This is a genomic window from Agromyces terreus (genome assembly GCF_009749465.1).
GTDB lineage: Bacteria > Actinomycetota > Actinomycetes > Actinomycetales > Microbacteriaceae > Agromyces > Agromyces terreus.
The window spans coordinates 451,836-476,825 of the sequence record NZ_WBIS01000002.1; the positions used below are offsets into that span (position 1 = coordinate 451,836).

The 24,990-nt window shown below is 72.8% G+C and carries 23 protein-coding genes; 13 read left to right on the forward strand and 10 right to left on the reverse strand.

What is annotated here, in order from left to right; translation table 11 throughout:
* Positions 1-91 precede the first annotated feature (91 nt).
* A complete protein-coding gene (locus tag GQQ92_RS07205) occupies positions 92-796 on the reverse strand; it encodes an SOS response-associated peptidase (RefSeq protein WP_156998542.1) in 705 nt (234 codons plus the stop codon).
* A gap of 199 nt (positions 797-995) precedes the next feature.
* On the opposite strand from GQQ92_RS07205, the gene GQQ92_RS07210 reads away from it, so the two are divergent.
* On the forward strand, positions 996-1,934 hold the full coding sequence (locus tag GQQ92_RS07210; RefSeq protein ID WP_156998543.1) for a DNA-3-methyladenine glycosylase family protein: 939 nt from the start codon (positions 996-998) through the stop codon (positions 1,932-1,934).
* A gap of 79 nt (positions 1,935-2,013) precedes the next feature.
* The gene (locus GQQ92_RS07215; RefSeq protein ID WP_156998820.1) at positions 2,014-3,018 is read left to right on the forward strand and encodes an acetylxylan esterase; all 1,005 of its coding nucleotides are present in this window, start codon (positions 2,014-2,016) and stop codon (positions 3,016-3,018) included.
* 40 nt (positions 3,019-3,058) lie between these two features.
* On the opposite strand, the gene GQQ92_RS07220 is transcribed toward GQQ92_RS07215, so the two are convergent.
* Positions 3,059-3,505, reverse strand: a complete 447-nt coding sequence (locus GQQ92_RS07220) for a winged helix-turn-helix transcriptional regulator (protein ID WP_156998544.1) — start codon at positions 3,503-3,505, stop codon at positions 3,059-3,061.
* 79 nt (positions 3,506-3,584) lie between these two features.
* Here GQQ92_RS07220 and GQQ92_RS07225 point away from each other — a divergent pair, with 79 nt between their 5' ends.
* The gene (locus GQQ92_RS07225) at positions 3,585-5,915 is read left to right on the forward strand and encodes an LLM class flavin-dependent oxidoreductase (RefSeq protein WP_156998545.1); all 2,331 of its coding nucleotides are present in this window, start codon (positions 3,585-3,587) and stop codon (positions 5,913-5,915) included.
* 141 nt (positions 5,916-6,056) lie between these two features.
* On the opposite strand, the gene GQQ92_RS07230 is transcribed toward GQQ92_RS07225, so the two are convergent.
* Positions 6,057-7,466, reverse strand: coding sequence for a pyridoxal phosphate-dependent decarboxylase family protein (locus GQQ92_RS07230; protein WP_156998546.1), 1,410 nt, complete (start codon positions 7,464-7,466; stop codon positions 6,057-6,059).
* 360 nt (positions 7,467-7,826) lie between these two features.
* Between GQQ92_RS07230 and GQQ92_RS07235 the strand changes: the two genes are divergently transcribed.
* A complete protein-coding gene (locus tag GQQ92_RS07235; RefSeq protein ID WP_156998547.1) occupies positions 7,827-8,648 on the forward strand; it encodes a DNA/RNA non-specific endonuclease in 822 nt (273 codons plus the stop codon).
* A 221-nt stretch (positions 8,649-8,869) separates the two neighbouring features.
* Here the strand turns inward: GQQ92_RS07235 and GQQ92_RS07240 are convergent, their stop codons facing one another.
* On the reverse strand, positions 8,870-9,853 hold the full coding sequence (locus tag GQQ92_RS07240) for a cation diffusion facilitator family transporter (RefSeq protein ID WP_156998548.1): 984 nt from the start codon (positions 9,851-9,853) through the stop codon (positions 8,870-8,872).
* A 75-nt stretch (positions 9,854-9,928) separates the two neighbouring features.
* Between GQQ92_RS07240 and GQQ92_RS07245 the strand changes: the two genes are divergently transcribed.
* The 3 genes from GQQ92_RS07245 (at position 9,929) to GQQ92_RS07255 (ending at position 12,962) form a co-directional block, all read left to right on the forward strand.
* The gene (locus GQQ92_RS07245) at positions 9,929-11,515 is read left to right on the forward strand and encodes an FAD-dependent monooxygenase (RefSeq protein WP_156998549.1); all 1,587 of its coding nucleotides are present in this window, start codon (positions 9,929-9,931) and stop codon (positions 11,513-11,515) included.
* A 22-nt stretch (positions 11,516-11,537) separates the two neighbouring features.
* Entirely contained in the window at positions 11,538-11,975 is a 438-nt protein-coding gene (gene arfB / locus GQQ92_RS07250) for an alternative ribosome rescue aminoacyl-tRNA hydrolase ArfB (protein WP_156998550.1), read from the forward strand.
* A gap of 120 nt (positions 11,976-12,095) precedes the next feature.
* Positions 12,096-12,962 carry an AraC family transcriptional regulator gene (locus tag GQQ92_RS07255; protein WP_156998551.1) on the forward strand — a complete coding sequence of 289 codons (867 nt, stop codon included), beginning with the start codon at positions 12,096-12,098 and terminating at the stop codon, positions 12,960-12,962.
* 3 nt (positions 12,963-12,965) lie between these two features.
* On the opposite strand, the gene GQQ92_RS07260 is transcribed toward GQQ92_RS07255, so the two are convergent.
* From GQQ92_RS07260 to GQQ92_RS07275, 4 genes are all read right to left on the reverse strand, one after another.
* On the reverse strand, positions 12,966-13,358 hold the full coding sequence (locus tag GQQ92_RS07260) for an MmcQ/YjbR family DNA-binding protein (protein WP_156998552.1): 393 nt from the start codon (positions 13,356-13,358) through the stop codon (positions 12,966-12,968).
* 121 nt (positions 13,359-13,479) lie between these two features.
* Positions 13,480-14,244 (reverse strand): ABC transporter permease, encoded by a 765-nt coding sequence (locus tag GQQ92_RS07265; RefSeq protein ID WP_156998553.1) that lies wholly within the window; start codon positions 14,242-14,244, stop codon positions 13,480-13,482.
* The gene (locus GQQ92_RS07270; RefSeq protein WP_232057556.1) at positions 14,241-14,981 is read right to left on the reverse strand and encodes an ABC transporter ATP-binding protein; all 741 of its coding nucleotides are present in this window, start codon (positions 14,979-14,981) and stop codon (positions 14,241-14,243) included. Before GQQ92_RS07270 ends, GQQ92_RS07265 begins: the two co-directional genes overlap by 4 nt.
* Positions 14,978-15,535: a TetR/AcrR family transcriptional regulator gene (locus tag GQQ92_RS07275; RefSeq protein WP_156998554.1), complete on the reverse strand. Its 558-nt coding sequence runs from the start codon at positions 15,533-15,535 to the stop codon at positions 14,978-14,980. The genes GQQ92_RS07270 and GQQ92_RS07275 overlap by 4 nt, the downstream gene beginning before the upstream one ends.
* A gap of 63 nt (positions 15,536-15,598) precedes the next feature.
* Here GQQ92_RS07275 and GQQ92_RS07280 point away from each other — a divergent pair, with 63 nt between their 5' ends.
* Positions 15,599-16,531: an EamA family transporter gene (locus GQQ92_RS07280; protein WP_232057557.1), complete on the forward strand. Its 933-nt coding sequence runs from the start codon at positions 15,599-15,601 to the stop codon at positions 16,529-16,531.
* Between the two features lie 148 nt (positions 16,532-16,679).
* Here the strand turns inward: GQQ92_RS07280 and GQQ92_RS07285 are convergent, their stop codons facing one another.
* Positions 16,680-17,327, reverse strand: a complete 648-nt coding sequence (locus GQQ92_RS07285) for a GIY-YIG nuclease family protein (RefSeq protein ID WP_308206749.1) — start codon at positions 17,325-17,327, stop codon at positions 16,680-16,682.
* Between the two features lie 135 nt (positions 17,328-17,462).
* Here GQQ92_RS07285 and GQQ92_RS07290 point away from each other — a divergent pair, with 135 nt between their 5' ends.
* Together GQQ92_RS07290 and GQQ92_RS07295 are read left to right on the forward strand one after the other, a co-directional pair.
* Positions 17,463-18,113 carry a hypothetical protein gene (locus GQQ92_RS07290; RefSeq protein WP_156998555.1) on the forward strand — a complete coding sequence of 217 codons (651 nt, stop codon included), beginning with the start codon at positions 17,463-17,465 and terminating at the stop codon, positions 18,111-18,113.
* Between the two features lie 70 nt (positions 18,114-18,183).
* Positions 18,184-18,810 (forward strand): dihydrofolate reductase family protein, encoded by a 627-nt coding sequence (locus GQQ92_RS07295; protein ID WP_156998556.1) that lies wholly within the window; start codon positions 18,184-18,186, stop codon positions 18,808-18,810.
* 55 nt (positions 18,811-18,865) lie between these two features.
* Here the strand turns inward: GQQ92_RS07295 and GQQ92_RS07300 are convergent, their stop codons facing one another.
* Complete coding sequence (locus GQQ92_RS07300; protein WP_156998557.1) at positions 18,866-21,136, reverse strand: S9 family peptidase; 2,271 nt, start codon at positions 21,134-21,136, stop codon at positions 18,866-18,868.
* Between the two features lie 210 nt (positions 21,137-21,346).
* On the opposite strand from GQQ92_RS07300, the gene efeU reads away from it, so the two are divergent.
* From efeU to efeB, 3 genes are read left to right on the forward strand one after another with little or no spacing between them, the layout of a single operon-like run.
* Positions 21,347-22,252: an iron uptake transporter permease EfeU gene (gene efeU, locus GQQ92_RS07305; protein ID WP_156998558.1), complete on the forward strand. Its 906-nt coding sequence runs from the start codon at positions 21,347-21,349 to the stop codon at positions 22,250-22,252.
* A 40-nt stretch (positions 22,253-22,292) separates the two neighbouring features.
* Positions 22,293-23,498 carry an iron uptake system protein EfeO gene (efeO, locus tag GQQ92_RS07310; RefSeq protein ID WP_156998559.1) on the forward strand — a complete coding sequence of 402 codons (1,206 nt, stop codon included), beginning with the start codon at positions 22,293-22,295 and terminating at the stop codon, positions 23,496-23,498.
* Between the two features lie 47 nt (positions 23,499-23,545).
* Positions 23,546-24,940, forward strand: a complete 1,395-nt coding sequence (gene efeB, locus GQQ92_RS07315; protein ID WP_269149154.1) for an iron uptake transporter deferrochelatase/peroxidase subunit — start codon at positions 23,546-23,548, stop codon at positions 24,938-24,940.
* Positions 24,941-24,990: the final 50 nt, after the last annotated feature.

Below are 24,990 nucleotides of genomic sequence, written 5' to 3' on the forward strand. Positions count from 1 at the left end.
CGCCGTCGTGGACGGTGGCGGGAGCGGCTTCAGCCGTCGTGGACGGCGACGGGAGCGGCCTCAGTCGTCGTGACTCGCGACGGGAGCGGCTTCAGCGGAGCGGGTCGAGCAGCGTCGGGTCGCCCGGGTCGATCGCGCGCGAGTTGTTGACCCGCCGATCGACCTCGTAGACCGAGATCGTCGAGGCGACCCGGTCGGATTCGACCGCCAACCGCTCGACCATGCGCGCCTTGCCGCCCTCGTCGAGCTTGACGGGGTCGAGGTACTCGCCCCAGAAGTCGGCCTCGAGGAATACCGGCATGCGGTCGTGCACCTCGCCCGAGGCATCCGTCGCCTCTCGCGTGATGATCGAGGTCGAGACCCGCCATCCGTCGTCGACCCTGCGCGCCGTGCAGATGCCCGCGGCAGCCAGCAGCGGCCGGTCGCCGTGCAGGAACCATGCTCGCTTCTTGCCCGGCTCGCCTGTCCACTCGAAGTAGCCGCGCATCGGCACGAGGCATCGGGACGAGGCGAACGCGCCCTTCCAGAGGCCGTTGGTCGCCACGGTCTCGATGCGGGTGTTGAACTGCGGCCGCTTGGCGTCTTTCAGGAACGGCGGATGGAAGTTCCACGCGGCGGCGTCGAGCATGCGCGTGATCTCACCGGTCTCGCGGTTCGCCCGCTCGCGCACGATGGGCACGACCTCGGTGGGGGCGATGGAGTACTGCGGCCTCCAGTCGCGGAAGTCCCCGCCCTCGGCGACGAACTCCTGGATGAGCTCGTCGACCTTTGCGTCATTCGCGAATCGCCCGCACATGCATCAAGTCTGCACCCGGCATCCGACACTGCACCGGCTGGTCTCGAGACGCTTCGCTCCTCGACCGGCGAGAGGCTCGCTCCTCGACCGGCGGGGGGCTCGAGACGCTTCGCTGCTCGACCGGCGGGGGTCTCGAGACGCTTCGCTCCTCGACCGGCGGAGTCGGGTGGCTGTCAGCGGGCGGGGCCACACTGGATGCGTGACCGCCGAGCATTCCCGCACCTGGCGTCCGCGGCATCCGACCGATCTCTGGCAGACCGTCGGCACGCTCCGGCGAGGCCCCGGCGACCCCACGTTCCGGCGCGGCGCCGACGGCGCGGCCTGGCGGGCGACCCGCACCGCCTCCGGCATCGCGACGGTGCGCTACGCGCAGGTCGCGCGCGACGAGCTGCGCGTCGACGCATGGGGCCCGGGCGCGGCCGAGTGCGTCGACGAGGCTCCCGGGGTGCTCGGCGAGGCCGACGATCCAGGCGGCTTCGAGCCGCGCATCGCGCTCATCGCCGAGGCGCACCGACGCAACCCCGGGCTGCGCATGCTCCGCACCGCCCGCGTCGTCGAGGCGCTCGTGCCGGCGATCCTCGAGCAGAAGGTCATCACGCTGCAGGCGCACGACTCGTGGCGCTCGCTCGTGCACCGCTTCGGCGAGGAGGCGCCGGGGCCCGGCGTGCCCGTCGACGGCGGGGCGCGGCGGCCGTTGAAGGTCGCGCCGAGCCCCGACCAGTGGGCGCGCGTGCCGTCATGGGAGTGGCACCGCGCGGGCGTCGACCCCCGCCGCTCACGCACCATCGTCACCGCGGTGCGCCGGGCGCCGCGCCTCGAGGAGGCGTCGGCCATGACTCCGGCCGACGCCGCGGCCCGCCTCCGGGCCCTTGACGGCGTCGGCGAGTGGACCGCCGCCGAGGTCGCGCAGCGCGCGTTCGGCGACGCCGACGCGCTCGCGGTGGGCGACTACCACCTCTCGAACTACGTCGGGCACGCGCTCTGGGGGCGCGACATGACCGACGACGAGATGGTCGAGGCGATGGCGCCGTGGCAGGGGCATCGGCATCGCGTCGTGCGCCTGCTCGGCCTGGCCGGAGTGGCGGGCAAGCCCAAGCGCGGCCCGCGCATGCCGTTCGTCGACCACCGCGCGATCTGATGCGCCGCCCCGGCGAGCCGGACTACGCTGGGCGTCGCCGACGGCGGCCCGGCCGCGGCATCCGATCGTGAAGGACGCCATGCCCCGCTTCGACCTGCCTCCCGCCGACCTTCGCGCGTACCGGCCCGACGTGGCCGAGCCCGCCGACTTCGACGCGTTCTGGCGCTCGACGCTCGCCGAGTCGCGCGCGCGGTCCGAGGCGCCGCGGCTCACGCCGGTCGATGCCGGCCTCACGACGGTCGACGTGTACGACGTCACGTTCAGCGGGTACGGCGGCGACCCGGTGGGCGGCTGGTTCATCGTGCCCGCCGGCGCCGAGGGGCCGCTGCCGACGATCGTCGAGTTCAACGGCTACAACGGCGGGCGCGGCCTGCCCCACGAGCGGCTGGCCTGGGCGAGCGCCGGCTACGCCCACTTCTTCATGGACACCCGCGGCCAGGGCAGCGGATGGGGCACGGGGGGCGTGACGGCCGACCCGCACGGCACGGGACCGTCGGTCTCGGGATTCATGACCCGCGGCGTCGAAGACCCCGACACCTACTTCTACCGCCGGGTGTTCACCGACGCGGTGCTCGCCGTCGACGCGGTGCGCTCGCTCCCGCAGGTCGACGCCGAACGTGTGAGCGTGAGCGGCACCAGCCAGGGCGGCGGCATCGCGATCGCCGCCGCCGGGCTCAGCGACGGCCTCGTCGGCGCGATGCCCGACGTGCCGTTCCTCTGCCACTTCGAGCGCGCTGTCGGCCTGACCGACCGCGACCCGTACCAAGAGGTCGTGCGCTACCTGTCGGTGCATCGGGATGCCGCGGCTCGCGTGTTCGAGACCCTCTCGTACTTCGACGGCGTGAACTTCGCCGCCCGGGCCACCGCTCCGGCGCTGTTCTCGGTGGCGCTCATGGACCCGGTGTGCCCGCCCTCGACGGTCTACGCCGCCCGCAATCGCTGGGGGGCCTCGTCGGGCTCGACGCCCGCGGCCGACATCGTCGAATACGCGTTCAACGAGCACGAGGGCGGTTCGGGCGCGCACTGGCCGCGGCAGGCGCGCTGGGTCGCCGAGCGGCTCGCGGGGGCGGGCGCCGGCGGCTGAGCGCGGTCGCGCCGCGGTGTCGTCGCGGGGAGCGGATGCCTCAGCCGGCGGCGGGCTCCTTGCCGATGCCGGCGCGGGCGGCGTCGTGCCCGGCGCCCCATTCGACGAGCGGCTGCAGGACCTCGATGAGCCGCAGGCCCGACGCGCTCGGCGTGTAGGTGATCGTGACGGGCGTCGTCGCGCGCACGTGCCGCTCGATCACGCCCTCGTCCTCGAGCTCCTTGAGCCTGGCCGCGAGCAGTCGGTCGGAGATGCCGTCGACGGCCATGCGGTACTCGCTGAACCGTCGCGCGCCGCGGACGCCCGCGAGCAGGATCGCGGCGTTCCACTTGCGTCCGGCGAACTCCACCGAATGCTGGAAGCGCCGGCATGCGGCTTCGTCGATCCGACCGAGCTCGTGCAGGCGGGCGCGGTGCTGGGCGAGGTCGTCGTGCGGGGCGTCGGCCGCCGCGGCATCCGCTCGGTCGCTCCCTGAAGTGCTTCCCATAAGTAAGCAGCTTACCAGTGTTTCGCCATCGACGGTCCCGGTGCGGCAGAGTCGAGGGTGCATACGAGATCGGAGCAGCATGCACTACGGACACGACCTGCGGTTCGGAACCTTCATCACCCCGAGGAACGACCCGCCCCAGGCGGCGGTGCGACTCGCCGAACTCTCCGAGGCGAGCGGCTACGACCTCGTGACGTTCCAGGACCACCCGTACCAGCCCGCGTTCCACGACACGCAGACGCTGCTGACCTGGGTCGCCGCGCGCACCGAGCGCATCCACGTCGCCGCGAACGTCGCCAACGTGCCGTTGCGACCGCCCGCCGTGCTGGCCCGCGCGGCCGCGAGCCTCGACCTCCTGTCGGGCGGGCGCTTCGACCTCGCGCTCGGCGCCGGCGGGTTCTGGGACCCGATCGCCGCCATGGGCGGGCCGCACCTCACGCCGGGGCAGGCGGTCGACGCGCTTTCGGAGGCCATCGACGTGATCCGCGGCACGTGGGATGCCGAGGAACGCACCCGGTTCGTCGTCGACGGGACCTACCACCGCGTGGACGGCGCCAAGCGGGGGCCGGCGCCCGCCCACAACATCCCGATCTGGATCGGCGCGCTGAAGCCCCGCATGCTCCGCCTCATCGGGCGCAAGGGCGACGGATGGCTGCCCTCGTACGGGTACCTGCAGTCCGGCGATCTCGCACGCGGCAACGCGGCGATCGACGAGGCCGCGATCGCGGCAGGGCGCGACCCGCGCGAGATCCGTCGGCTGCTGAACATCGGCGGCCGGTTCTCGGGCGCTCGCGGGCGCGGCCCGTTCGACGGGCCGGCCGAGCAGTGGGTCGAGCACATGCTCGGCCTCGTGCTCGACGACGGCATCGGCACCTTCATCCTCGCGAGCGACGACCCGTCGACGATCGTGCACTTCGCCGAGGAGGTCGCGCCGGCCCTCCGCGAGGCGGTCGCGGACGAGCTCCGGAGCGATGCTTCGGCGACGGATGCCGCGGGCGCGGTCGGTGCCGACGGGCGGGGCGCGGATGCCGCACCGCGGGCGACCGCGACGGCCGGCGAGATGCGCAGCTCAGCGGTGCGCGCCAAGCGCCGCGACGGCATCGACTACGAGGGCGTCCCGGCGTCGCTTGCCGCCAAGGCCGTCGAACCGGGCGACGCCGGATACTCGCGCGTGAAGTCGACCTACATGCGGGGCGGCACGCCCGGCATCGTGCTGCAGCCGACCACGCCCGCCGAGGTCGCCGACGCCGTCGCGTTCGCCCGACGGCACCCCGCCGTGCCGCTCGGGGTCCGCAGCGGCGGCCACGGCATCAGCGGCCGGTCGACGAACGACGGCGGCATCGTGATCGACCTCTCGGGCATGCGCGACCTCCGGGTGCTCGACGCCGAGCGCCGGCTCGTGCGCGTCGAGGCGGGCGCCCGCTGGATGGACGTCGCCGCGTTCCTCGCACCGCACGGTTGGGCGCTCTCCTCGGGCGACTACGGCGGCGTCGGCGTGGGCGGGCTCGCGACGGCCGGCGGCATCGGCTGGCTCGTGCGCGAGCACGGCCTCACGATCGATCACGTGCGGGCCGTCGAGCTCGTGCTCGCCGACGGGAGCATCGTGCGAGCGGATGCCGCGCAGCATCCGGATCTCTTCTGGGCCGCCCGCGGTGCGGGGGCGAACGTCGGCATCGCGACGGCCTTCGAGTTCGAGGTCGACGAGGTCGGCGAGATCGGGTTCGCGCAGCTCGCGTTCGACGCGAGCGATGCCGCCGGGTTCCTGCAGGCGTGGGGCGACTGGGTCGTCGATGCGCCGCGCGACCTCACGAGCTTCCTGCTCATGGGCGCGCCCCGGCCGGGTCAGCCGATGATCGCGCAGGTCATGGCCGTGGTCGACTCGGCCGACCCCGACACGATCCTCGCGCGGTTGCAGCCGCTCGCGGAGGTCGCGCCACTCGTCGGCCAGGAGGTGCGCCTCACGACCTACGAGGCCGTCATCTCGAACGCGGCCGACACGACGCACGCGGGTCAGGGGGAGCCGATGGCGCGATCCGGACTCGTCGGCCGCATCACCCCCGAGTTCGCGCGCGATGCCGCAAGGTTCCTCGAGAGTGGCGCGACGCCGTTCTTCCAGATCCGCGCGGCCGGCGGAGCCGTGCACGACGTGCCCGCCGACGCGACGGCGTACGCGCACCGCGACGCGGAGTTCTCGGTCTCGGCCATCGGGTCCGCGAGGCACGCCACGAACGAACGCTGGAACGAGCTCATGGCCCCGCACATGGCGGGCGCCTACCTGAGCTTCGAGACCGAGGTCGGTCCCGAGCACGTCGCGGCGGCGTATCCGCCCGCCACGCTCGAGCGCCTGCGGGAGATCAAGCGCCGCGTCGACCCCGACAACCTCTTCCGGGACAACGCGAACATCGCGTAGCCGGCCGCGCTGCGGCATCCGCCCTGCTCGTCGTCGTATTGCAGGAAGGACTGAGCGAAACGCCGGTGTGCGCCCGGGCGCCGTGCGCGTGTCGCCCGATTCTTCCTGCAACTCGGCGCCGGATGGAGCCGAGGCGGCCGCCTACTGCATCGTGTCGAGGATGGACGTCAGCTGCTCGAACGTGGTGAGCGGGTTCACGATCGCGAACCGCGTGTTCGGCCGGCCGCCGTGCGAGCTCGGCGTGACGAACGCGTGCTGGTCGTCGAGCAGCTTCGCCGACCAGGCGGCGTACTGCTCGCGGGTCCAGCCGTCGCGCTCGAACACGACGACCGAGAGCTGCGGGTCGCGCACGAGCGTGAAGCCGTCGCGTCGCCGGATCTCGTCGGCGATGTCCTGCGCGAGCTGCAGCGAGGACCCGATCGCCTCGCGGTACGCCGCCCCGCCGTACGTCGCGAGCGAGAACCACATGGGCAGGCCGCGCGGCCGTCGCGTGAGGTGGATCGCGTAGTCGCTCGGGCTCCACTCGGGGGTCTCGGTGAGGGTGTCGAGGTACTCCGCGTGCTGGGTGTGCGCGCGGCGGCCGGCGTCGGGGTCGCGGTAGATGAGCGCGCACGCGTCGAACGGGGCGAACAGCCACTTGTGGGGGTCGACGATCGCGGAGTCGGCGCGCTCGACGCCCGCGAACCGGTCGCGCGCGAGCGGCGAGAGCATGGCCGCGAGCCCGTAGGCGCCGTCGATGTGCAGCCAGAAGTCGAACTCGTCCTTCAGGGCCGCGATCGAGGCGATGTCGTCGACGATGCCGAAGTTCGTCGACCCGCCGGTCGCGACCACGGCGAAGACGGATGCCCCGTGCTCCTCGAGCGCGGCGCGCACCGCGTCGCCGCGCAGTTGTCCGTCGGGGCCGGGCTTCACGGCGACGATGTCGACGTCCATGACGCGGGTCGCCGAGGCGATCGAGGAGTGCGCCTCGGAACTGCAGACGACCTTCCAGCGGGGGGCGGATGCCTCGGGGTCGGCCGCCGCGAGACGGGCCCGCGCGCTCTCGCGTGCGGCGACGAGCGCCGACAGGTTGCCGAGCGTGCCCCCCTGCACGAAGACGCCGCCCGCGGTGGACGGGAAGCCGAACTCGTTCGCGAGCCAGCGCAGCACCTCGTTCTCGGCGTGCACGGCGCCCGACCCCTCGAGCCAAGAGCCGCCGTAGATGGCCGAGGCCGAGACCACGAGGTCGAACGCCGTCGCCGCGTTCGTCGGCGCGATCGGGATGAACGAGAGGTACTCGGGGTGGTCGGTCGTGATGCAGGCGGGCGCGAGCACGTGCTCGAAGATCGCGAGCGCGCGGCGTGCGCCGATGCCCTGCTCGTCGATCGTGCGGCCCGCGAGGCGGTTGAGCTCGGCCGGGGAGAACGGCTTGTCGAGGGGCGTGTCCTCGGCGAGCATGCGGCGCCGCGAGTAGTCGAGGACGAGATCGACGATGGCCTCGGTCTCGTCGGTGACGGCGTGCATGCGCGTGGGGTCGGCCGGTGCGGTGCCGGTGCGTCGGTCGGTGCTCATGGGATTCAGCGTCGCATACGGCCCCGATACGCGCAATATCACGCGTCGAACGTGAATCATGCGCAGAATTCGTGCGTCTGGACGGGCTTGGGTTGGAGATACTCGCGGATCGAGACGGGTTTCGGCGGTCGAGGAGCGCAGCGTCTCGAGACCCCGGGTTGGTCTCGAGACGGCCGCGGGCGGCCTCCTCGACCGGCGGTCGGGGCCGGGTTGGTCTGGAGACGGCCGCGGGCGGCCTCCTCGACCGGCGGTCGGGGCCGGGCTGGTCTCGAGACGGGTTTCGGCGGTCGAGGAGCGCAGCGTCTCGAGACCCCGGGCCGGCACCTGGCAGATGTCGGCGGTGTGTGGTCGAGTGGGGGCATGGGCTTCGACGAACGCTTCCTCGGCATCGATGCGGCGCTGCCGCGAGTGAGCGAGGCGGATGCCGCGGCATCCGTCGGCCTCGATTACGTGCACTTCACCGTGGTGCTCGACTCGGTGCGGCGGTTCGCGCGCGTCACGGGCGTCAACATCGACGGCGCCGCCCTGCGAGACGTGCCGCGCGGCGACGACTGGCGCTACGACGAGCGTGTTCCCGAAGACTGGCAGGCCGGCCCCGCGGTCTACGCCCGCAACGACCTCGACCGCGGGCACCTCGTGCGCCGCCGCGACCCCGTGTGGGGCGCGCCCGAGGTCGCCGCCCGTGCGAACAGCGACACGTTCCACTTCACGAACGCGGCACCGCAGGCGGGCGGGTTCAACCAGTCCCCAGAGCTCTGGCTCGGCCTCGAAGACCACGTGCTCGAGCACGCCGAGGCCAACGATCTGCGGCTCAGCGTGTTCACCGCGCCCGTGCTCGGGCACGACGATCCGCCGTATCGGGGCATCCGCGTGCCCCTGCGCTTCTGGAAGATCGCGGCCTGGAACCGGTCGGGCGCGGGCGGCCCGGGCGCCGGCGAGCTCGCGACCGCGGGATTCGTGCTCGACCAGTCGCCGCTCGTCGACACGAGTGAGATCGTCGCGCCCGCGCCCGGCGAGGCGCCGCCGCTCGGGCCGTTCCGCACGTTCCAGGTGCCCGTCGCCGACATCGCCGCGATCACCGGGCTTTCGATGCCCGACCTCGTCGTCGCCGACGTGCTGCCGCAGACCCTCGCCGCCGCAGGGTGGCGTCGGCTCTACGGGGAATCCGACCTCATGCTCTGAGGCGTGCGCTGCCGCCGGTCGAGGAGCGAAGCGTCTCGAGACGACGCGGTGCCGCCGGTCGAGGAGCGAAGCGTCTCGAGACGACCCGGTGCCGCCGGTCGAGGAGCGAAGCGTCTCGAGACCTGTGAGGGCAGGGGTCTCGAGACGGCGCTGGCGCGCCTCCTCGACCGGCGGGCGTGGCCGCGGCGGCCTCCTCGACCGGCGGGCGGGGCGCGGGCGGCCTACTCGGCCGTCGGGCGCAGGGCCGGGCCGCCGGGCGCCGCGAGGGTGAGCGAGGCGAGCTCGACCCGGGCGTCGGCCTCGAGCATTGCCTCGAGCCGTCGCAGCTCGCGTGCGGCATCCGCCTCTCCGCGGTCGCCGACGAGGTCGACCGCCGCGATCAGCAGCACCCGGCCCGGGCCGATGAACTCCATGTGCAGGAACGACACCCGATCGACCGCGGGCAGCGCGAGGAGCTCGCCGAGCATGTCGGAGCGCACCTCGGGCGGCACCGCCTCGCCGATGAGGAACGCCCGGTTGCGGCCGATGAGCAGCACCGCGACGACCCCGAGCAGCACGCCTACGGCGATCGACCCGATCGCGTCGTAGACCGGCGACCCCGTGACCTGATGCAGCAGGATGCCGAGGAACGCGATCGCGAGGCCGATGAGCGCGGCTGCATCCTCCGCGAACACCGCCCGGAGGGTCGGGTCGGAGCTCTGCGAGACGTGGTGCAGCGTGCCCACCCGGCGTCGCTGCGCGTCGCTGCGCGCCTGCCGGAAGGCGCGGATGAACGAGATCCCCTCGAGCACGAACGCGAGGCCGAGCACGGCGTAGGCGACGACGTAGTCGCTCGCCGGCTCGGGGTCGACGAGCTCCGAGATGCCGTGCTGGATCGACACCGCCGCGCCCACCGTGAAGAGCCCGAAGGCGGCGAACATCGACCACACGTAGGCGTCCTTGCCGTAGCCGAGCGGATGCCGCGCATCCGACGGCCGCCGCGAGCGGCGCTCCGCGATCACGAGCAGCACCTCGTTGCCGGTGTCGGCCCAGGAGTGAGCCGCCTCGGCGACCATCGACGCGGAGCCGGTCAGCGCGGCCGCGACGGACTTCGCGAGCGCGATGAGCGCGTTCACGACGAGGGCGACGATCACGGTGACGAGCGAGTCGCCCGAGGGCGCCGTCTCGCCCGACGGCGTCGCGCTGCCGGATCCGTCTTCTGCCACGGGTACGAGTCTGGCACCGCGGCGCCGCTCGTGGGGCCTTGAGTGCGGCGGCACCGCGGTGCCAAGGTGGGACGCATGGCGCCGCAAGCTCCGGCCGACGCATCCGCCCCGCTCGTCACCGACGTGCTCATCGTCGGTGCCGGCCCGAGCGGGCTCATGCTCGCCGTCTGCCTCGCTCGCCTGGGGGTCGACGCGATCGTCGTCGACGGCAAGGACGGACCGACCCGGGAGTCGCGCGCGCTCGTCGTGCAGGCGCGGTCGATGGAGCTCTACGACCAGCTCGGCCTCGTCGACCGCGTGCTCGCGCGGCGTTCCCCGGCGACGACCTTCATCCCGGGCGCCGGGCATCGAGAGCTCGGCCGCGTCGACCTCGCCCTCGCCGGGCGCGACGTCACGCCCCACTCCGAGATCACCGTGTTCGAGCAGTCCGCGAACGAGCGCCTCCTCGTCGACGCGCTCGGCGAACTCGGACGCGAGGTGCGGTGGGGGCACCGCCTCGAACGGCTGTCGATCGAGCCGGGCGACGGGTCGGCCGACTCCGCGGCATCCGCTCTGGCCACGCTCGCGACGGGCGATGTCTCTGGCGAAGGCGGCGCGACCGTCACCGTGCGCGCACGGTACTGCGTCGGCGCCGACGGCGCGCACTCGACGGTGCGGCGCGAGCTCGAGATCCCGTTCGAGGGCGAGACGAACGCGTTCACGTTCACGCTGGCCGACGCGATCGGCATGCGCGGCCTCGAGCCGCAGGCGATCAACGTGCGGTTCAGCGAGCGGCACATCATGCTCGGATTCGGCATGGGCGGCGATCGCGCACGCCTCATCGGCGTCGTGCGCGACGACGACCTCGGCCCCGACGGGGAGGCGTCCGAGGAGGAGTCGCGCGGGGTCTTCCGGCGGGAGTTCGGCGTCGAGTACGAGGCATCCGCGTGGTTCACGACCTACCGGCTGCACCACCGGCTCGCCGCCCGATTCCGCAACGGTCCGTGCTTCCTCGTCGGCGACGCCGCGCACATCCACTCGCCGGTCGGCGGGCAGGGCATGAACACCGGCCTCCAGGACGCCCACAACCTCGCCTGCGCATTCGCCGACGTGCTCGTCGACGGCATGCCCGAGGCGCGGCTCGATCGCTACGAGGCCGAGCGCCGGCCCGTCGGCAAGACGCTCGTCGACACGACCGACCGCCTGTTCGGGCTGGTGACGAGCGACACGCGCCGGGCGCGGCTCATGCGGTCGCGGGTGGTCCCGGCGGTCGGCCCCGTCGCGGTGCGGCTGATCCCTCGCCTCCTGGGCCTGCCGCGGGTGTTCGGGTTCGTCTCGCAGACGCGCATCCGCTATGGGCTTCCGGATGTCGCGGGCGCGACGTCTCCCGCCTGCGACGACGGGCTGCTCGGCATCCGTCTGCCGTGGACGGGCGACAACTTCGACGCGCTGCGGTCGATGCGCTGGCAGCTGCACGGATACGGCGTGCCGGAGCGCGCGGTGCGACGCATCGCGGGGGAGTTGGGCGTCGAGGCGCACGTGTTCGGCCCCGACCCGCACGGCCGGCTGCGCCGCTACCGGGTCTACCTCGTGCGGCGGGACGGCTTCATCGTGGCCGAGGTGCCGTCGCCCGGAACGGGTGCCGCGCTCGCCGCGGCGCGTGCCCGGCTCGCCGGGGGCTGACCGGAGCGAGGATGATGGGCTCATGCCCGCTGCCCACCGCCCCGGCCTCCGGGTCGACGCCGGACTCACGATCCCCGAGTCCGAGCTCTCCTGGCGGTTCTCGCGGTCGTCGGGGCCCGGCGGCCAGGGCGTGAACACCGCCGATTCCCGGGTGGAACTCGTGTGGGACGTGGCCGGCTCGGCCGCCCTCACGCCGATCCGACGCGAACGGATCCTCGAGCGCCTGAGCAGTCGCCTGGTCGACGGAGTGCTGACGATCGCGGCATCCGAACACCGTGCGCAGCTGCGCAACCGGGATGCCGCGCGCGCTCGACTCGCCGAGATCGTGGCCGAGGCGATGCGGCCGCCGTCGCCGACGAGGCGACCGACCCGCGCGACTCGCGGCTCCAAGGAGCGCCGGCTGAGCGCGAAGAGGCGGCGCACCGACGTCAAGCGCCTGCGGCGCCCGCCGACCGACTGAACTCCCTGCCGGCTCGTGGTCGCCGAACGACGGCGGGTGCACACGATCGAACCGGTCCGTGAAAGTCGGGTGCGGGTCGAGCCGGGAGCGCAGGCTTGAGACAACACGAAGGGAGAAACCGTGATCGGCGTTCTCAACCGCCTCGTCGAATTCGTCGACCAGCACCTCACGGAGGAGATCGACCTCGCAGAACTGGCGAGCGACTCGGGCACCACGGAATACCACCTGCGGCGGATGTTCTCCTCGTTGGCGGGCATGCCGTTGTCCGAGTACGTGCGGCGACGTCGCATGTCGGTCGCCGTGGCCGACGTGCTCGGCGAGGGCGACCTGCTGGGCATCGCGGTGCGATTCGGATACGGATCGACCGAGGCGTTCAACCGGGCGTTCCGGTCGGTGCACGGCGTCAACCCGGCTGACGTGCGCCGAGATGGCGGCCCCCTTCGCACGCAACCGCAGCTCAGGTTCCGCCTGACCGTAGAAGGGAACACCCCCATGGACACCCGCATCGCAGACCGCCCCGCCTTCCGACTCATCGGGCATTCGGCCCGGGTGCCGCTGATCCACGAGGGCGCGAACCCGCACATCCAGGCGTTCATCGCCTCGCTGCCCGCGACCGAGCACGCTCGACTGAAGGCGCTGGGCGACACCGAACCGGCCGGCCTCCTCCAGGTGAGCGCCGACGTGGACGCCGATTTCGCCGAGGGCAGCGAACTGACCTACCTGCACGGCGTCGCCGTGGTCGAGTCGTCGGAGGTGCCCGATGGTCTCGATGCGATCGACGTGCCTGCCGGAACCTGGGCGGTGTTCCGAACCGAGGGCCCGTATCCGGCCGCCCTCCAGTCGACGTGGGCGGCGACAGCCACCGACTGGTTCCCCTCGAACCCGTGGCGCCTGCGGCCGGGCCCCTCGATCGTGGCGGTGCTCGAGCGCGCCGACGACTTCAGCACCGCGACCTGCGAGCTGTGGATGCCGGTCGAACGCGCCTAGCGTTCAACCCCGGTCGAGCTCGTCGAACTCGCGCACGAGGTACTTCGGGGCCTGCACCCGCCACGCCTCGGTCACGAGTTCGGCGAGGTGGTCGCCCTCGATGCCCGCCATGCGGAACGCGATCTTCGGCTCGCCCCACGGGGTCGTGGTGCGCAGGAACACGTCGGGCGCCATCTGCACGAGGGCGAGGGCGTCGACCGGGTCGGCGACCTTGACGCCGACCACGAGCTCGGTCGCGACGATGGCGCGCACGTCTTCGGGGATGCTCGGCCACGGGTGGCACTCCCACGCGTAGAGCTTGTTGCGCACGAACCACGCGGCACCGCCCGTGGCGGCGCGCTCCTCACTGCCGGGCAGCCGGTCGGCGGTGCGGCGCAGATCGTCGAGGGTGGCCACGCTGCGAGCCTACGACCGGCCTGCGACACCGCGCCCGGCGCCGCGGAGGCCCGCCCCACATCGCACGCCGCGCCCGACGCCGCTCACCGCGCCCGGCGCCGCTCACCGCGCCCGGCGCCGCTCACCGGTCGAGCTGCAGACGCCCCCACGCGAGCGCGCATAGCGAGCCGAACACGAACGGCACCGACGAGACGGCGAGCAGCGCGACCGGCGGCACCTGCGACGGCGCGATGGCCCACAGGGCGGGCGCCACGAACGGCACCCACACGCCCACGCCGATGACGGCGGAGACCTGCGAGACGACGATGATGCCGACCGTGGCGGCGATGCCCGGGAGCAGACCGCGGCCGAGGGTCGCCGCCCATGCCGCGGGCACGGCGAGCAGGGCGGTGAGCACCACGAGCACGGGCACGCGCAGGAGCTCCGCGGCGCCCGCGGCATCCGTCGCCCCGTAGCCGAGCGCGAGCCCCATGAGCGCGACCGCGATCGTGAGCACGACGGCGACGCCGAGCGCCCAGACGGCGAAGACGACGAGCTTCGCGACCGCGATCGTCGGTCGCCGCACGGGCAGCGCGAAGAGGCCCGAGACCGTGCCGTCGGCGAACTCGCGGCCGAAGATCCAGCTGAGGGCGACGCCGAACGCGAGCAGCCCGCCGGCGGCCGCGATCTGCACGACGACGCCGACGAGGCCCGCCCATCCGCCGGTCGCGGCCAGGGGGCCGAGCTTCGCGAGCACCTGCTCGTCGCCGGATGCCGCGCCGAGCAGCATGCCGCCCGTGAGCGCGACGAGGCCGCCGACGAGGATCACGGTGATCCAGATCATGACCCGCGAGGCACGCGCCTTGCGCGCCTCGACGGCGACGACGGTGCCGAGCATCGCGTTCATGCGCGCGGTCGTTCGACGTCGTCGGCGTGCACGAGCGCGAAGAACGCCCGCTCGAGGTCGACGCCCGCCGGATCGAGGTTCCCGATCACGCGCCCCGCGTTGACGACGGTGACGCGGTCGGCGATGCGGGCCACCTCGTCGAGGTGATGGCTCGAAACGAGCACGCCCGCGCCGGCGCCGGCGCGGCGGAGGAGCGCCTCGCGCAGGAGGATCACCCCGGCCGGATCGAGGGCGTTGGTGGGTTCGTCGAGCACGATGAGGCCCGGGTCGTGCTGTAGGGCTCCGGCGAGGCCGACGCGCTGCCGGTTGCCGAGCGACAGTCGGCTCGCCCGCACGCGCGCGTACCGCTCGAGGTCGAACTCGGCGAGGGCTCGCGCGACGAGCGCCTCGGCCCGCTCGCGCGGGATGCCGTGCAGGCGCGCCGACACGAGCAGGTTCGAGCGCACGTCGAGCTCGGGGTAGGCGAGCGGGTGCTCGACGAGATGGCCGACGCCCGCCCAGGCCTGCGGCGCGGCATCCGCGATCTCGACGCCGTCGAGTCGCACCGTGCCCGCCTGCGGGCGGAGCATCCCGAGCAGCAGGCGCATCAGCGTCGTCTTGCCGGCGCCGTTCAGCCCGACGACGGCGTGGATCTCGCCCGCCGCGACGGTGAGGTCGATGCCCCGCACGCCCGCGCCGCCGGGGAACTCCCGCGCGATGGCGCGGGCCTCGAGGACCGCTCGCCGCACGGCCTTCACGGCCGCACGTCGATGACGTCGAGGGCGAGTTCGATCGCCTCCGCGAGGGAGCCGTCGGGGGCCTCGGCCCAGGCGTACAGCCCGCTCACGAGCGCGGCGAGCACGGATGCCGCGGCGACCCGCGCGACGGCGGGCGCCGCGCCGTCGGCGACGAGCTGCTCGACGAGCGCCCGCTCGGTGTTGCCGGTCGAGCGCCACATGGCACCCCGAAGCGACGGGGTCAGCGCGATGATGCGGATGCGGCGGCGGATGACCGGCGTCTCGGGTTCGGGCAGCGAGCGCCAGGCGCCGCGCACGCCCCGCGCGGCTCGGAGGAACGGCGGTTCGCTCGCCGGGCGGGCCCCGACGGCCGCGATGAGCTCGGGATCGTAGGGGTCGTCGAGCAGCACCGCCTCCTTCGTCGGGAAGTGGCGGAAGAACGTCATCTCGGTCACGCCGGCCGCGCGCGCGATCTCGCCGACGGTGGTCTGCTCGTAGCCGCCTCGTTCGAACAGGTCGAGCGCGGCGTGCACGAGCGCGGCGGTGGTGCGCTCGCGCTTCGTGGGGTGCTCCATGCCTTGAATGTTAGTCGCTAACATTTGTGATGGCCAGTCTGCGGATGCACGTATCTTCGTACGGTGCCCGATTCCTCACCGACGCCCGCGATGACGGATGCCGCGCTGCAGCGCCGTCGCCTCACCGGAGCCGCGACCCAGCTCGGCACGGAGGTGTCGATCAACTTCGGCTCCTCGCTCGCGGGCCTCGTGATCCCGGTGGTCGGATCGTTCGTGGTCGTCGCCGTGCGCCAGCTCGTGATGCTCGTCGCGGTGCTGCCCTTCTACCGTCCGAAGCGGGCGGAGCTCACCTGGTCGCGCCTGTGGCCCGCCCTCGCGCTCGGCGTCGTGCTCGCGGTCATGAACATCGCGTTCTACGAGTCCGTGCACCTGCTCGGTCTCGGCATCGCGGCGACCATCGAGTTCCTCGGCCCCCTCGCGATCGCGCTCGCCACGTCGCGCCGGCTGCTCGACGTGGGCTGCGCCGTCGCCGCGGGGCTGGGCGTCGTGCTGCTCATCGGGCCCGGAGCGTCGGATGCCTCGGCCGTCGACCCGTGGGGCGTCGCGCTCGCCCTCACCGCGGCCGCGACCTGGGCCCTCTACATCGTGCTCACCCGCCGCGTCGCCGTCGGCCTGCCGGGCCTCGAGGGCCTGACCGTCGCGAGCATCGTGAGCCTCGTGCTGCTCGTGCCGTTCGCGGTGGCGACCTTCGACCCGGCCGCCTTCGACTGGGGCGTCGTGCTGCTCCTGCTCGGGGTCGGGGTGCTCTCCTCGGCGCTGCCGTACAGCCTCGACACGTTCATCCTGCGGCGCATCTCGCCCCGGCTGTACTCGATCATCACGAGCTTCGGCCCCGTCATCGCGGCGATCTTCGGATGGCTGGTGCTCTCCGAGACCTTCACGCTCGTGGAGGTGCTGGCGATCGCGATCGTCTGCGGGGCGGCGGGCACCGCCATCGCGACCCAGCGCGAGCGGCCGAAGTCCGACCTCGAGCAGACCGCCGAGGGCATGGCCTGACGCGGGGCGCCACAGCCCGGGCATCGAACGAGCTGTTCCTCCACGAAATTCAGGAGATCCGGGGGCACGGGTGCGGTGAGCACCCTGTGCAGCCGATGCTCCTGAATTTCTGCGACTGGTGGGCGTGCGTGGCCGCGCGCCAGGCGGGTCAGCCGCGCGCGGCGTGCCGCCGGCTCACCCAGCGGTCGTACTCGGCCCAGGGGTCGTCGACGCCGAGCGCGAGGGCCTCGATGTGCTCGGTGAGCGCCGGATGCCGCGCGAACCACTCCGTGCCCGCGAACCGGTGCTCGGCGAACTGCTCGTGCCGGCGCCGCTCGACGCGTCGCCCGCCCGGCTCGAACGCGAGCACCTCCTCATGCGGCACGACCGAGAGCCGCTGGCGCGGGTTCGCCGACGTGCCGATCTTGACCTGGTCGCGGTGGCGCACGTAGTAGACGATCTCGACGCGCACGGGCAGCAGCTCGGGGTCGGGCACCTCGCCGGCGGCCCACTCGCAGTCGGCGCAGAGCCAGCCCGAGGGGTAGCGCACGCCCACGCGGCATCCGCACGCCCGACATGGCGAGGGCGCGAGATCGGTCACGCCGACCTCGGCGGCGACGCGATCGTACGCCCCGAGCAGGTGCATCGCGCACAGTCCGAGGTCGTCGGCGAGGTCGTCGGCGAGGTCGAGGGCGCCGGATGCCGCGGGCTCGTCGTGCCTCGGCCCCCGGACGGATGCCGCGACGGGTCGCCCGCACCGCACGCCGGAGGCGTCGGTGAGCCGACAGGCCTGCCCTGAGGCATCCGCTCGCTGCATGCCAGCAGGCTACGCGGGACCGCCCACACGATCGGGGCCGAGATGAGGGGCGCGCGATAGGCTCGATCGACGGTCCGCGGCGATCTCGCGGCGTCGGGGCGGGTGCCCGAAGGCGACGGAGGCGAGGTGAACGGCATGGCGTGGTGGAGCAGGCGCAAGCGTCGACGGTTCACCCCGTTCGACCGCTCCGCGCTGCCCGAGGCCGAGCCCCTGACCTTCGAGGAGACCTTCAACGAGGGTGTGATCGTCGCCGAGGCCGCCGGCCGCATGGCCCTGAAGAACCGCATCATCGTGCGGGCGCTTCGCGGCGACGAGCCGTTCGACAGCGAGCGCGCGTCGGCCGAGGCGCGCGAGGTGCTGCGCGAGCTCATCCACGAGCTCGACCAGGTCGCCGAGTGGGCCGAGACCGAGCGCGAGTCCGCGGCGAGGCGTGAGGGCCGTTCCGCGCATCAGCACGACTACCACCGCGCCGACTCCTGGAACCTGCGGCTGCGCGAGCGGGTCAACGAGGCCGTGGCGAAGCGCCTCGGCGAGCTCCGCGCCGACGACGAGTACCTGGCGCAGTTCGCCGAGCGCGCCCGTCAAGATGCCTGGGCCGAGCTCTCCGACGCGATCGAGCAGCGCCTGGCTCGCGACTGGCCCGACATCGAGATCGACGAGGCCTACATCGCCGAGCGCGACGATCGCATGGCGGATGTCGCGGCCGACCTCATGCGCGACCTCGGCGAGGTGCGGCAGCGGCGCGAGGAGCGCGACGCCCTCGACGACGCCTTCGGCGGCTGGTAGCCGACTGGTCGGCGCGTTCCGACGGCAACCGGTCTGCCCGCTGTCGGAGGCCCGGAGTAGCGTCCCGCGCATGAGCATCGACGACGGCCTCGCGGTCGCGACCATCACCGCTTCGCTCGACGGGTTCGTGGCCGGGCCGAACCAGTCGCTCGAGAACCCCCTCGGCGAGGGCGCCGAACGCCTGCACGCTTGGATGTTCGACGATCCCGACTCCAGCCAGTCGATCATCGACACGATCCTGGGCGTGGCGGCCGTCGTGCAGGGGCGCAACATGTTCGGGCCGATCCGGGGCGAGTGGCCGGATGCCTCGTGGCGCGGGTGGTGGGGCGAAGATCCGCCGTACCACGCGCCGGTCTTCGTGCTCACGCACTACGCCCGCGAGCCCGAGGTCATGGAGGGCGGCACGACGTTCCACTTCGTGACCGGGGGCATCGAGGAGGCGTTCGCGCGGGCCCGTGAGGCGGCCGGGCCCACGGGGCACATCTCGATCGCGGGCGGCGCGAGCACCGTGCGGCAGGCCCTGAACGCGGGCCTGCTCGACCGCCTGGTGCTGAGCATCGCGCCCATCACGCTCGGCGCCGGCGAGCGGCTCTTCGACGGGGTGCAGCTCGGCGGCGCCGGCGGCATCGCCCTGAAGCCGGTCGACGTGCTTGCGACGCCGCTCGCCACGCACGTCACGTACGAGGTCGTGCGCTGATCTCGCCGAGGCGGGCGCCTGCCACGCGGCATCCGCCCTGCCTCGGTGTACCGTCCTACTCCCCGCTCGGGTGCGCTCCGGCCCGGTCGATGACCCACGCATAGGCGAACGCCCGCTCGCGCCAGGCCGAGTACCGGCCCGAGACGCCCCCGTGACCGGCGGCCATCTCGATCTTCAGCAGCGGGTCGGCCCCGACCTCGCGCAGCTTCGCGACCCACTTCGCGGGCTCGACGTAGAGCACGCGGGTGTCGTTGAGCGAGGTGACCGCGAGGATCGGCGGGTACGTGACCGCGTGCACGTTCTCGAGGGGGGAGTACGACTTCATGTAGTGGTACACCTCCTCGTCGTCGAGCGGGTTGCCCCACTCGTCCCACTCGATGACGGTGAGCGGCAGCGACGGGTCGAGGATCGAGGTCAGCGGGTCGACGAACGGCACCTCGGCGAGGATGCCCGAGAAGTACTTCGGCGCGAGGTTCGCGACGGCGCCCATGAGCAGTCCGCCGGCGCTGCCGCCCTGGGCGACGAGCCGGTCGGGGGCGGTGATGTCCTCCTCGATCAGGTGGCGCGCCGCCGCCACGAAGTCGGTGAAGGTGTTGCGCTTCTCGAGCTTCTTGCCGTGCTCGTACCAGAGGCGGCCCATCTCGCCGCCGCCGCGCACATGCGCGATCGCGAAGACCATGCCGCGGTCGAGGAGCGACAGGCGGGGGATGCCGAAGCCGGGGTCCATGGATGCCTCGTACGAGCCGTACCCGTAGAGCAGCGTGGGCGCGGGCTCGCCGAGGTTCACGAGGTCGTGCCGGTAGACGAGCGAGATCGGGACGCGGGTGCCGTCCTTGGCGACGGCCCACTCGCGTCGCTGCGCGTAACGGGTCGCGTCGTAGTCGCCGAGCACGGCCTGGCGCTTGCGGACGATGCGTTCGCCGGTCGCGACGACGAGGTCGAACACCGTCGAGGGCGTCACGAAGCTCGTGTATCCGAGCCGCAGCATCGGCTGCTCCCACGCGGGGTTGCCGCGCAGGCCCACGGTGAAGAGCTCCTCGTCGAACGCGAGCTCGTGCAGGGTGTCGTCGGGTGTCGCGTCGGCCGGGATGCCCGCCGGGGGCAGCTTCGCGATCGCGACCCGCGACAGCCCGTCGCGCCGGTACTCGAGCGCGACGAAGTCGCGGAACGCGTCGACGCCCTCGATGCGCACCTGCTCGTTGTGCGGCAGCAGCATGCGGCGTGGCCCTTGGGGGTCGGATGCCGCGACGCTGACGAGTTCGAAGTTCACGGCGCCGTCGTTGTGGACGATGAGCAGGCGGTCCTTGCCGCCCGCGACGACGTGCTCGACGTCGTACTCGACGCCCTCCTTGCGCGGCCAGACGATGCGGGGCTCGCCGGTCGGGTCGTCGGCGTCGAGCAGGCGGGTCTCGCTCGTGATGTTGGAGCCGGCCTCGATGACGAGGTAGCGACGGCTGCGGGTGAGGCCGACGCCGAGCCAGTACCGTTCGTCGGGCTCGTGCAGCACCTGCACGTCGGCGGATGCCCCGGTGCCGACCTCGTGCCGCCAGATGGTGTCGGGCCGCCACGACTCGTCGACCGTCGCGTAGAACACGTAGCGACCGGAGGGGTCGAAGATCGCGCCGCCGCTCGTGCCCTCGATGACGTCGTCGATGGTGCGCTCGGGGTCGTCGAGGGCGCGGAACCGCAGCGTGTACCGCTCGTCGCCCTCGACGTCGACGCCGTAGAGCAGCGTGGCGCCGTCGGCGGTCACGTCGAAGCTGCCGAGCGAGTAGAACTCGTGCCCCTCGGCCTCGAGGTTGTCGTCGAGGAGCACCTGCTCGCCGGGCAGGCCGGCCGCCGCCGCCGGTCGAGGAGCGCCCGACGGTTCCGCCGGTCGAGGAGCGCCCGACGGTTCCGCCGGTCGAGGAGCGCCCGACGCAGGAGGACGCGTCTCGAGACCAGCCGTGGCCTCGACGGGCTCGACCGACGCCTCATCGGCCTCGAGCGCCGGCGGGGTCCAGTCGTCGGGGCCGGCGATGGGGGCCCGGCAGTGGATGCCGTACTCCTGACCCTCGACCGTGCGCGAGTAGTACCACCAGTCGCCCTCGCGTGTCGGCACCGAGAGGTCGGTCTCCTTCGTGCGGGCGCGGATCTCCTCGAAGAGCTGCTCCTGCAGCAGGGAGAGGTGCTCGGTGCGCGCGTTCGTGTACGCGTTCTCCTGGTGGAGGTGAGCGATGACCTCTGGGTCGTCCTTCGCGCGCAGCCACTCGTAGTCGTCGATGACCGTGTCGCCGTGGTGCGTGCGTTCGATGGGGCGCTTCGGGGTGTTCGGAGGAGTCAGCACAGCTCCACGCTACGGCGTGCGTCCTCCGCCGTACACCGTGTCTCTTTTCAGGAGCCCATGTGGGCTCGCGGGGCCGTTCGGCGTCGCATCGACCCCGAAACGGCCCTGCTGCCCACATGGGCTCCTGAAAAGCGCGATTTGCGGCGCCGTGGCAGAGGAGTAAGGTAAGCCTTCGCTACCCCTCCCGCCAGACCATTTCCGGAGACCGCTGTGCTCGCCACCTACCTGATCGGCCTCCGCGAGGGCCTCGAGGCGGGTCTCGTCGTCGGCATCCTGGTGGCGTACCTCGGCAAGCTCGGCCGCCGCGACCTGCTCGGCCGGCTGTGGGCGGGCATCGGCCTCGCGATCGCCGTCGCGCTCGGCGTCGGCGCGGCCCTCACGTGGGGCCCGTACGCGATGACGTTCCAGGCGCAGGAGATCCTCGGCGGCACGCTCTCGATCGTCGCCGTCGCGATGGTCACCTGGATGACGTTCTGGATGGGCTCGCACGGCGCGACCCTGTCGAAGGAACTGCGCAGCAGCATGGATGCCGCGATCGACCGTTCGTGGTTCGCGATCGTGCTGCTCGGAGCGCTCTCCGTCGGGCGCGAGGGCATCGAGACCGCGCTCTTCGTGTGGGCGAACGCCGCCGGCGGGGCGGAACCGCTCTACGCGACGCTCGGCGCCGTGCTCGGCATCCTCACCGCCGTGGTCATCTCGTGGGGCATCTCTCGCGGCCTCGTGCGCTTCAACCTCGGCCGCTTCTTCACGTGGACCGGCCTCTTCCTCATCTTCGTCGCCGCCGGCGTGCTCGCCTACGGGGTGGGCGATCTGCAGGAGGCATCCGTCATCCCCGGCTGGGGCGCACCGGCCTACAGCCTCACCGGCCTCGTGCCGCCGGGCAGCTGGTACGGCACCGTGCTCGCCGGCATCTTCAACTTCACGCCCGAGCCGACCTGGGCGCAGGTCTTCGCGTGGGTCGGCTACGTGGCGGTCACCGTGCCGCTGTACCTGCTCATGCTGCGTCGGCGCGGGCGGGCGCGAGCCGCCGCCGCAGCCGCGAAGACCACGACGGCCGAGGCATCCGCGCCCCCTGAGCCGGCGGCGCTCGAACCGACGCCCGTCGACACCCACTGACCGACCCGCGACATCCGCCCCTCCACAGACCGGAGCACCCATGAATCGACGTGTCCTCGCGACATCCGCCACCGCGATCGTCTTCGCGCTCGCCCTCTCGGGGTGCGTGGCCAAGGCCGACCTCGCCGACGCCGTGGCCGTCGACATCACCGACGACGCGTGCGCCGTCTCGGTCGACACCGCCGCCGCGGGCGCCGTGACCTTCTCGCTCGAGAACACCGGCACCGATGTCAACGAGTTCGAGATCCTCGCCGACGACCAGCTGCGCATCGTGGGCGAGAAGGAGAACGTCACCCCGGGCCAGAAGGTCGACTTCGTCGCCCAGCTCGAGCCGGGCGAGTATTACACCGCCTGCAAGTTCCAGCAGGTGGGCGCGCCCGTCGGGCTCGCCGCCTTCACCGTCACGGGCGAGGCGTCCGAGGTTTCGGCCGACGAGCAGGAGCTCAGCGACCAGGCCGTCACCGAGTACCTCGCGTACGTGCGCTCGCAGACCTCCGAACTGCTGCCCCTCGTGCAGGAGCTCGCCGACGCGTACGCGGCCGGCGACGACGAGGCCGCTCGCGCCCTCTTCGCCACGACCCGTGTGCCCTACGAGCGCATCGAGCCCACGGCGGAGGCGTTCGGCGACCTCGACCCGAAGATCGACTTCCGCGAGGTCGACGCCGTGGCCGACGGCATCGACTGGACCGGCTTCCACCGCATCGAGAAGGACCTCTGGCCGCCGGCGCAGGGCGACCTGAACTCCGACGGTCAGGACGCGTTCCTCGACTGGGCGCCGTCCACGCCCGAAGAGCGCCAGGCGTACGCCGACGGCCTGGTCGAGAACATCACCGAACTGCACACCCTCGTGACCGCCGACGACTTCACGGTGAGCCTCGCCGACATCTCGAACGGCGCCATCGGCCTGCTCGACGAGGTCGCCGCCGGCAAGATCACCGGCGAGGAGGACTGGTGGTCGGGCACCGACCTCTACGACTTCTCGGCCAACGTGCAGGGCGCGTACGTCGCGTTCGGCGCGGTGCGCGCGCTCGCCGAGTCGAAGGGCGACGACGGCGCAGCACTCGCAACGGAGATCGACGACCAGTTCACCGCGCTCAACGGCCTGCTCGGCACCTACGGCTCGCTCGACGAGGGCTTCGTGAACTACGCCGAGCTCACCGACGCCGACAAGAAGGCGCTGAGCGACCAGGTCAACGCGCTCGCCGAGCCGCTCTCCCAGCTGACGAGCACCATTCTCGGGGTCTGATGACCGAGGGGTCCGCGGGTCGAGCAGGCCGCGACGAAGCAGCGAGCGTGTCGAGGTCCGACGAGGTCGGGTCTCGAGACGGCGCCGGCGCGCCTCCTCGACCGGCGGATGGCGCTGGCGCGCCTCCTCGACCGGCGGATGGCGCTGGCGCGCCTCCTCGACCGGCGGACGGCGGGGTCAGCCGGCGCCAGCTGCTCGGCCTGTTCGGCGCGGGCGCCGCGGGTGCGACGGTCGGCGTCGCGGTCGGGGCGGCGGGCGTCGGCGTCGCCGTGTCGAACGGTGCGGCGAACGCGAGCGCCGGGGCCGCGGCATCCGCATACCCCTTCTACGGCGAGCACCAGGCGGGCATCGTGACGCCCGCCCAAGACCGCCTGCACTTCGCCGCGTTCGACGTGTCGGCCACGCTCGACCGCGACGGCCTGATCGAGCTCCTCCGGGACTGGACGGATGCCGCGGCCCGCCTCTCGCAGGGCCTCGAGGTCGCCGAGGGCGGCGCCGTCGGCGGGTCGGACTACGCGCCGCCGGCCGACACGGGCGAGGCGCTCGGGCTGCCCGCGAGCGGCCTCACCATCACGTTCGGCTTCGGGCCGGGCCTGTTCGAGGACGCCGACGGGGTCGACCGGTTCGGCATCGCCGCTCGGCGGCCCGCCCGGCTCGAGGCGTTGCCCCGATTCCAGGGCGACGCTCTGCAGCCCGAGCGCAGCGGCGGCGACCTGTGCATCCAGGCCTGCGCGGATGACCCGCAGGTCGCCGTGCACGCGATCCGCAACCTCAGCCGCATCGCCTTCGGCCGGGCGAGCCTGCGCTGGTCGCAGCTCGGCTTCGGTCGCACCTCGTCGACCTCGACGACGCAGGCGACCCCGCGCAACCTGTTCGGCTTCAAGGACGGCACCGCCAACGTCAAGGCCGAGGAGACGACCGAGGTCGACGACCAGGTGTGGGTCGACGACGGCGACGGGCCGGCGTGGCTCGCGGGCGGCTCGTACCTCGTGGCCCGCCGCATCCGCATGATCATCGAGAACTGGGATCGCGTGCAGCTCGGCGAGCAGGAGACGCTCGTCGGCCGCTCGAAGGGCGAGGGGGCGCCGCTCTCGGGCGGCACCGAGTTCACCGAGCCCGACTTCGAGGCCGAAGGCCCGACCGGGGCGCCGCTGATCGCCCCGACCTCGCATGTGCACCTCGCGCACCCCACGGTCAACGGCGGCGTGCGGATGCTGCGCCGCGGCTACAACTTCGTCGACGGCAACGACGAGCTCGGCCGCCTCGACGCCGGGCTGTTCTTCCTCTCGTTCCAGCGCTCGCCCGAGCAGTTCATCACCGTGCAGCGCTCGCTCGCGGCCGACGGGCTCAACGAGTACCTCAAGCACGTCGGGTCGGCGATCTTCGCGGTGCCCGGCGGCATCCGCTCGGGGGAGTACGTGGGGCAGGCGCTGTTCGCCTGAGCCGGCGGCGTTCGACCGGCCGGCGGGCTTCAGGCGGCGGGCTCGGTCGG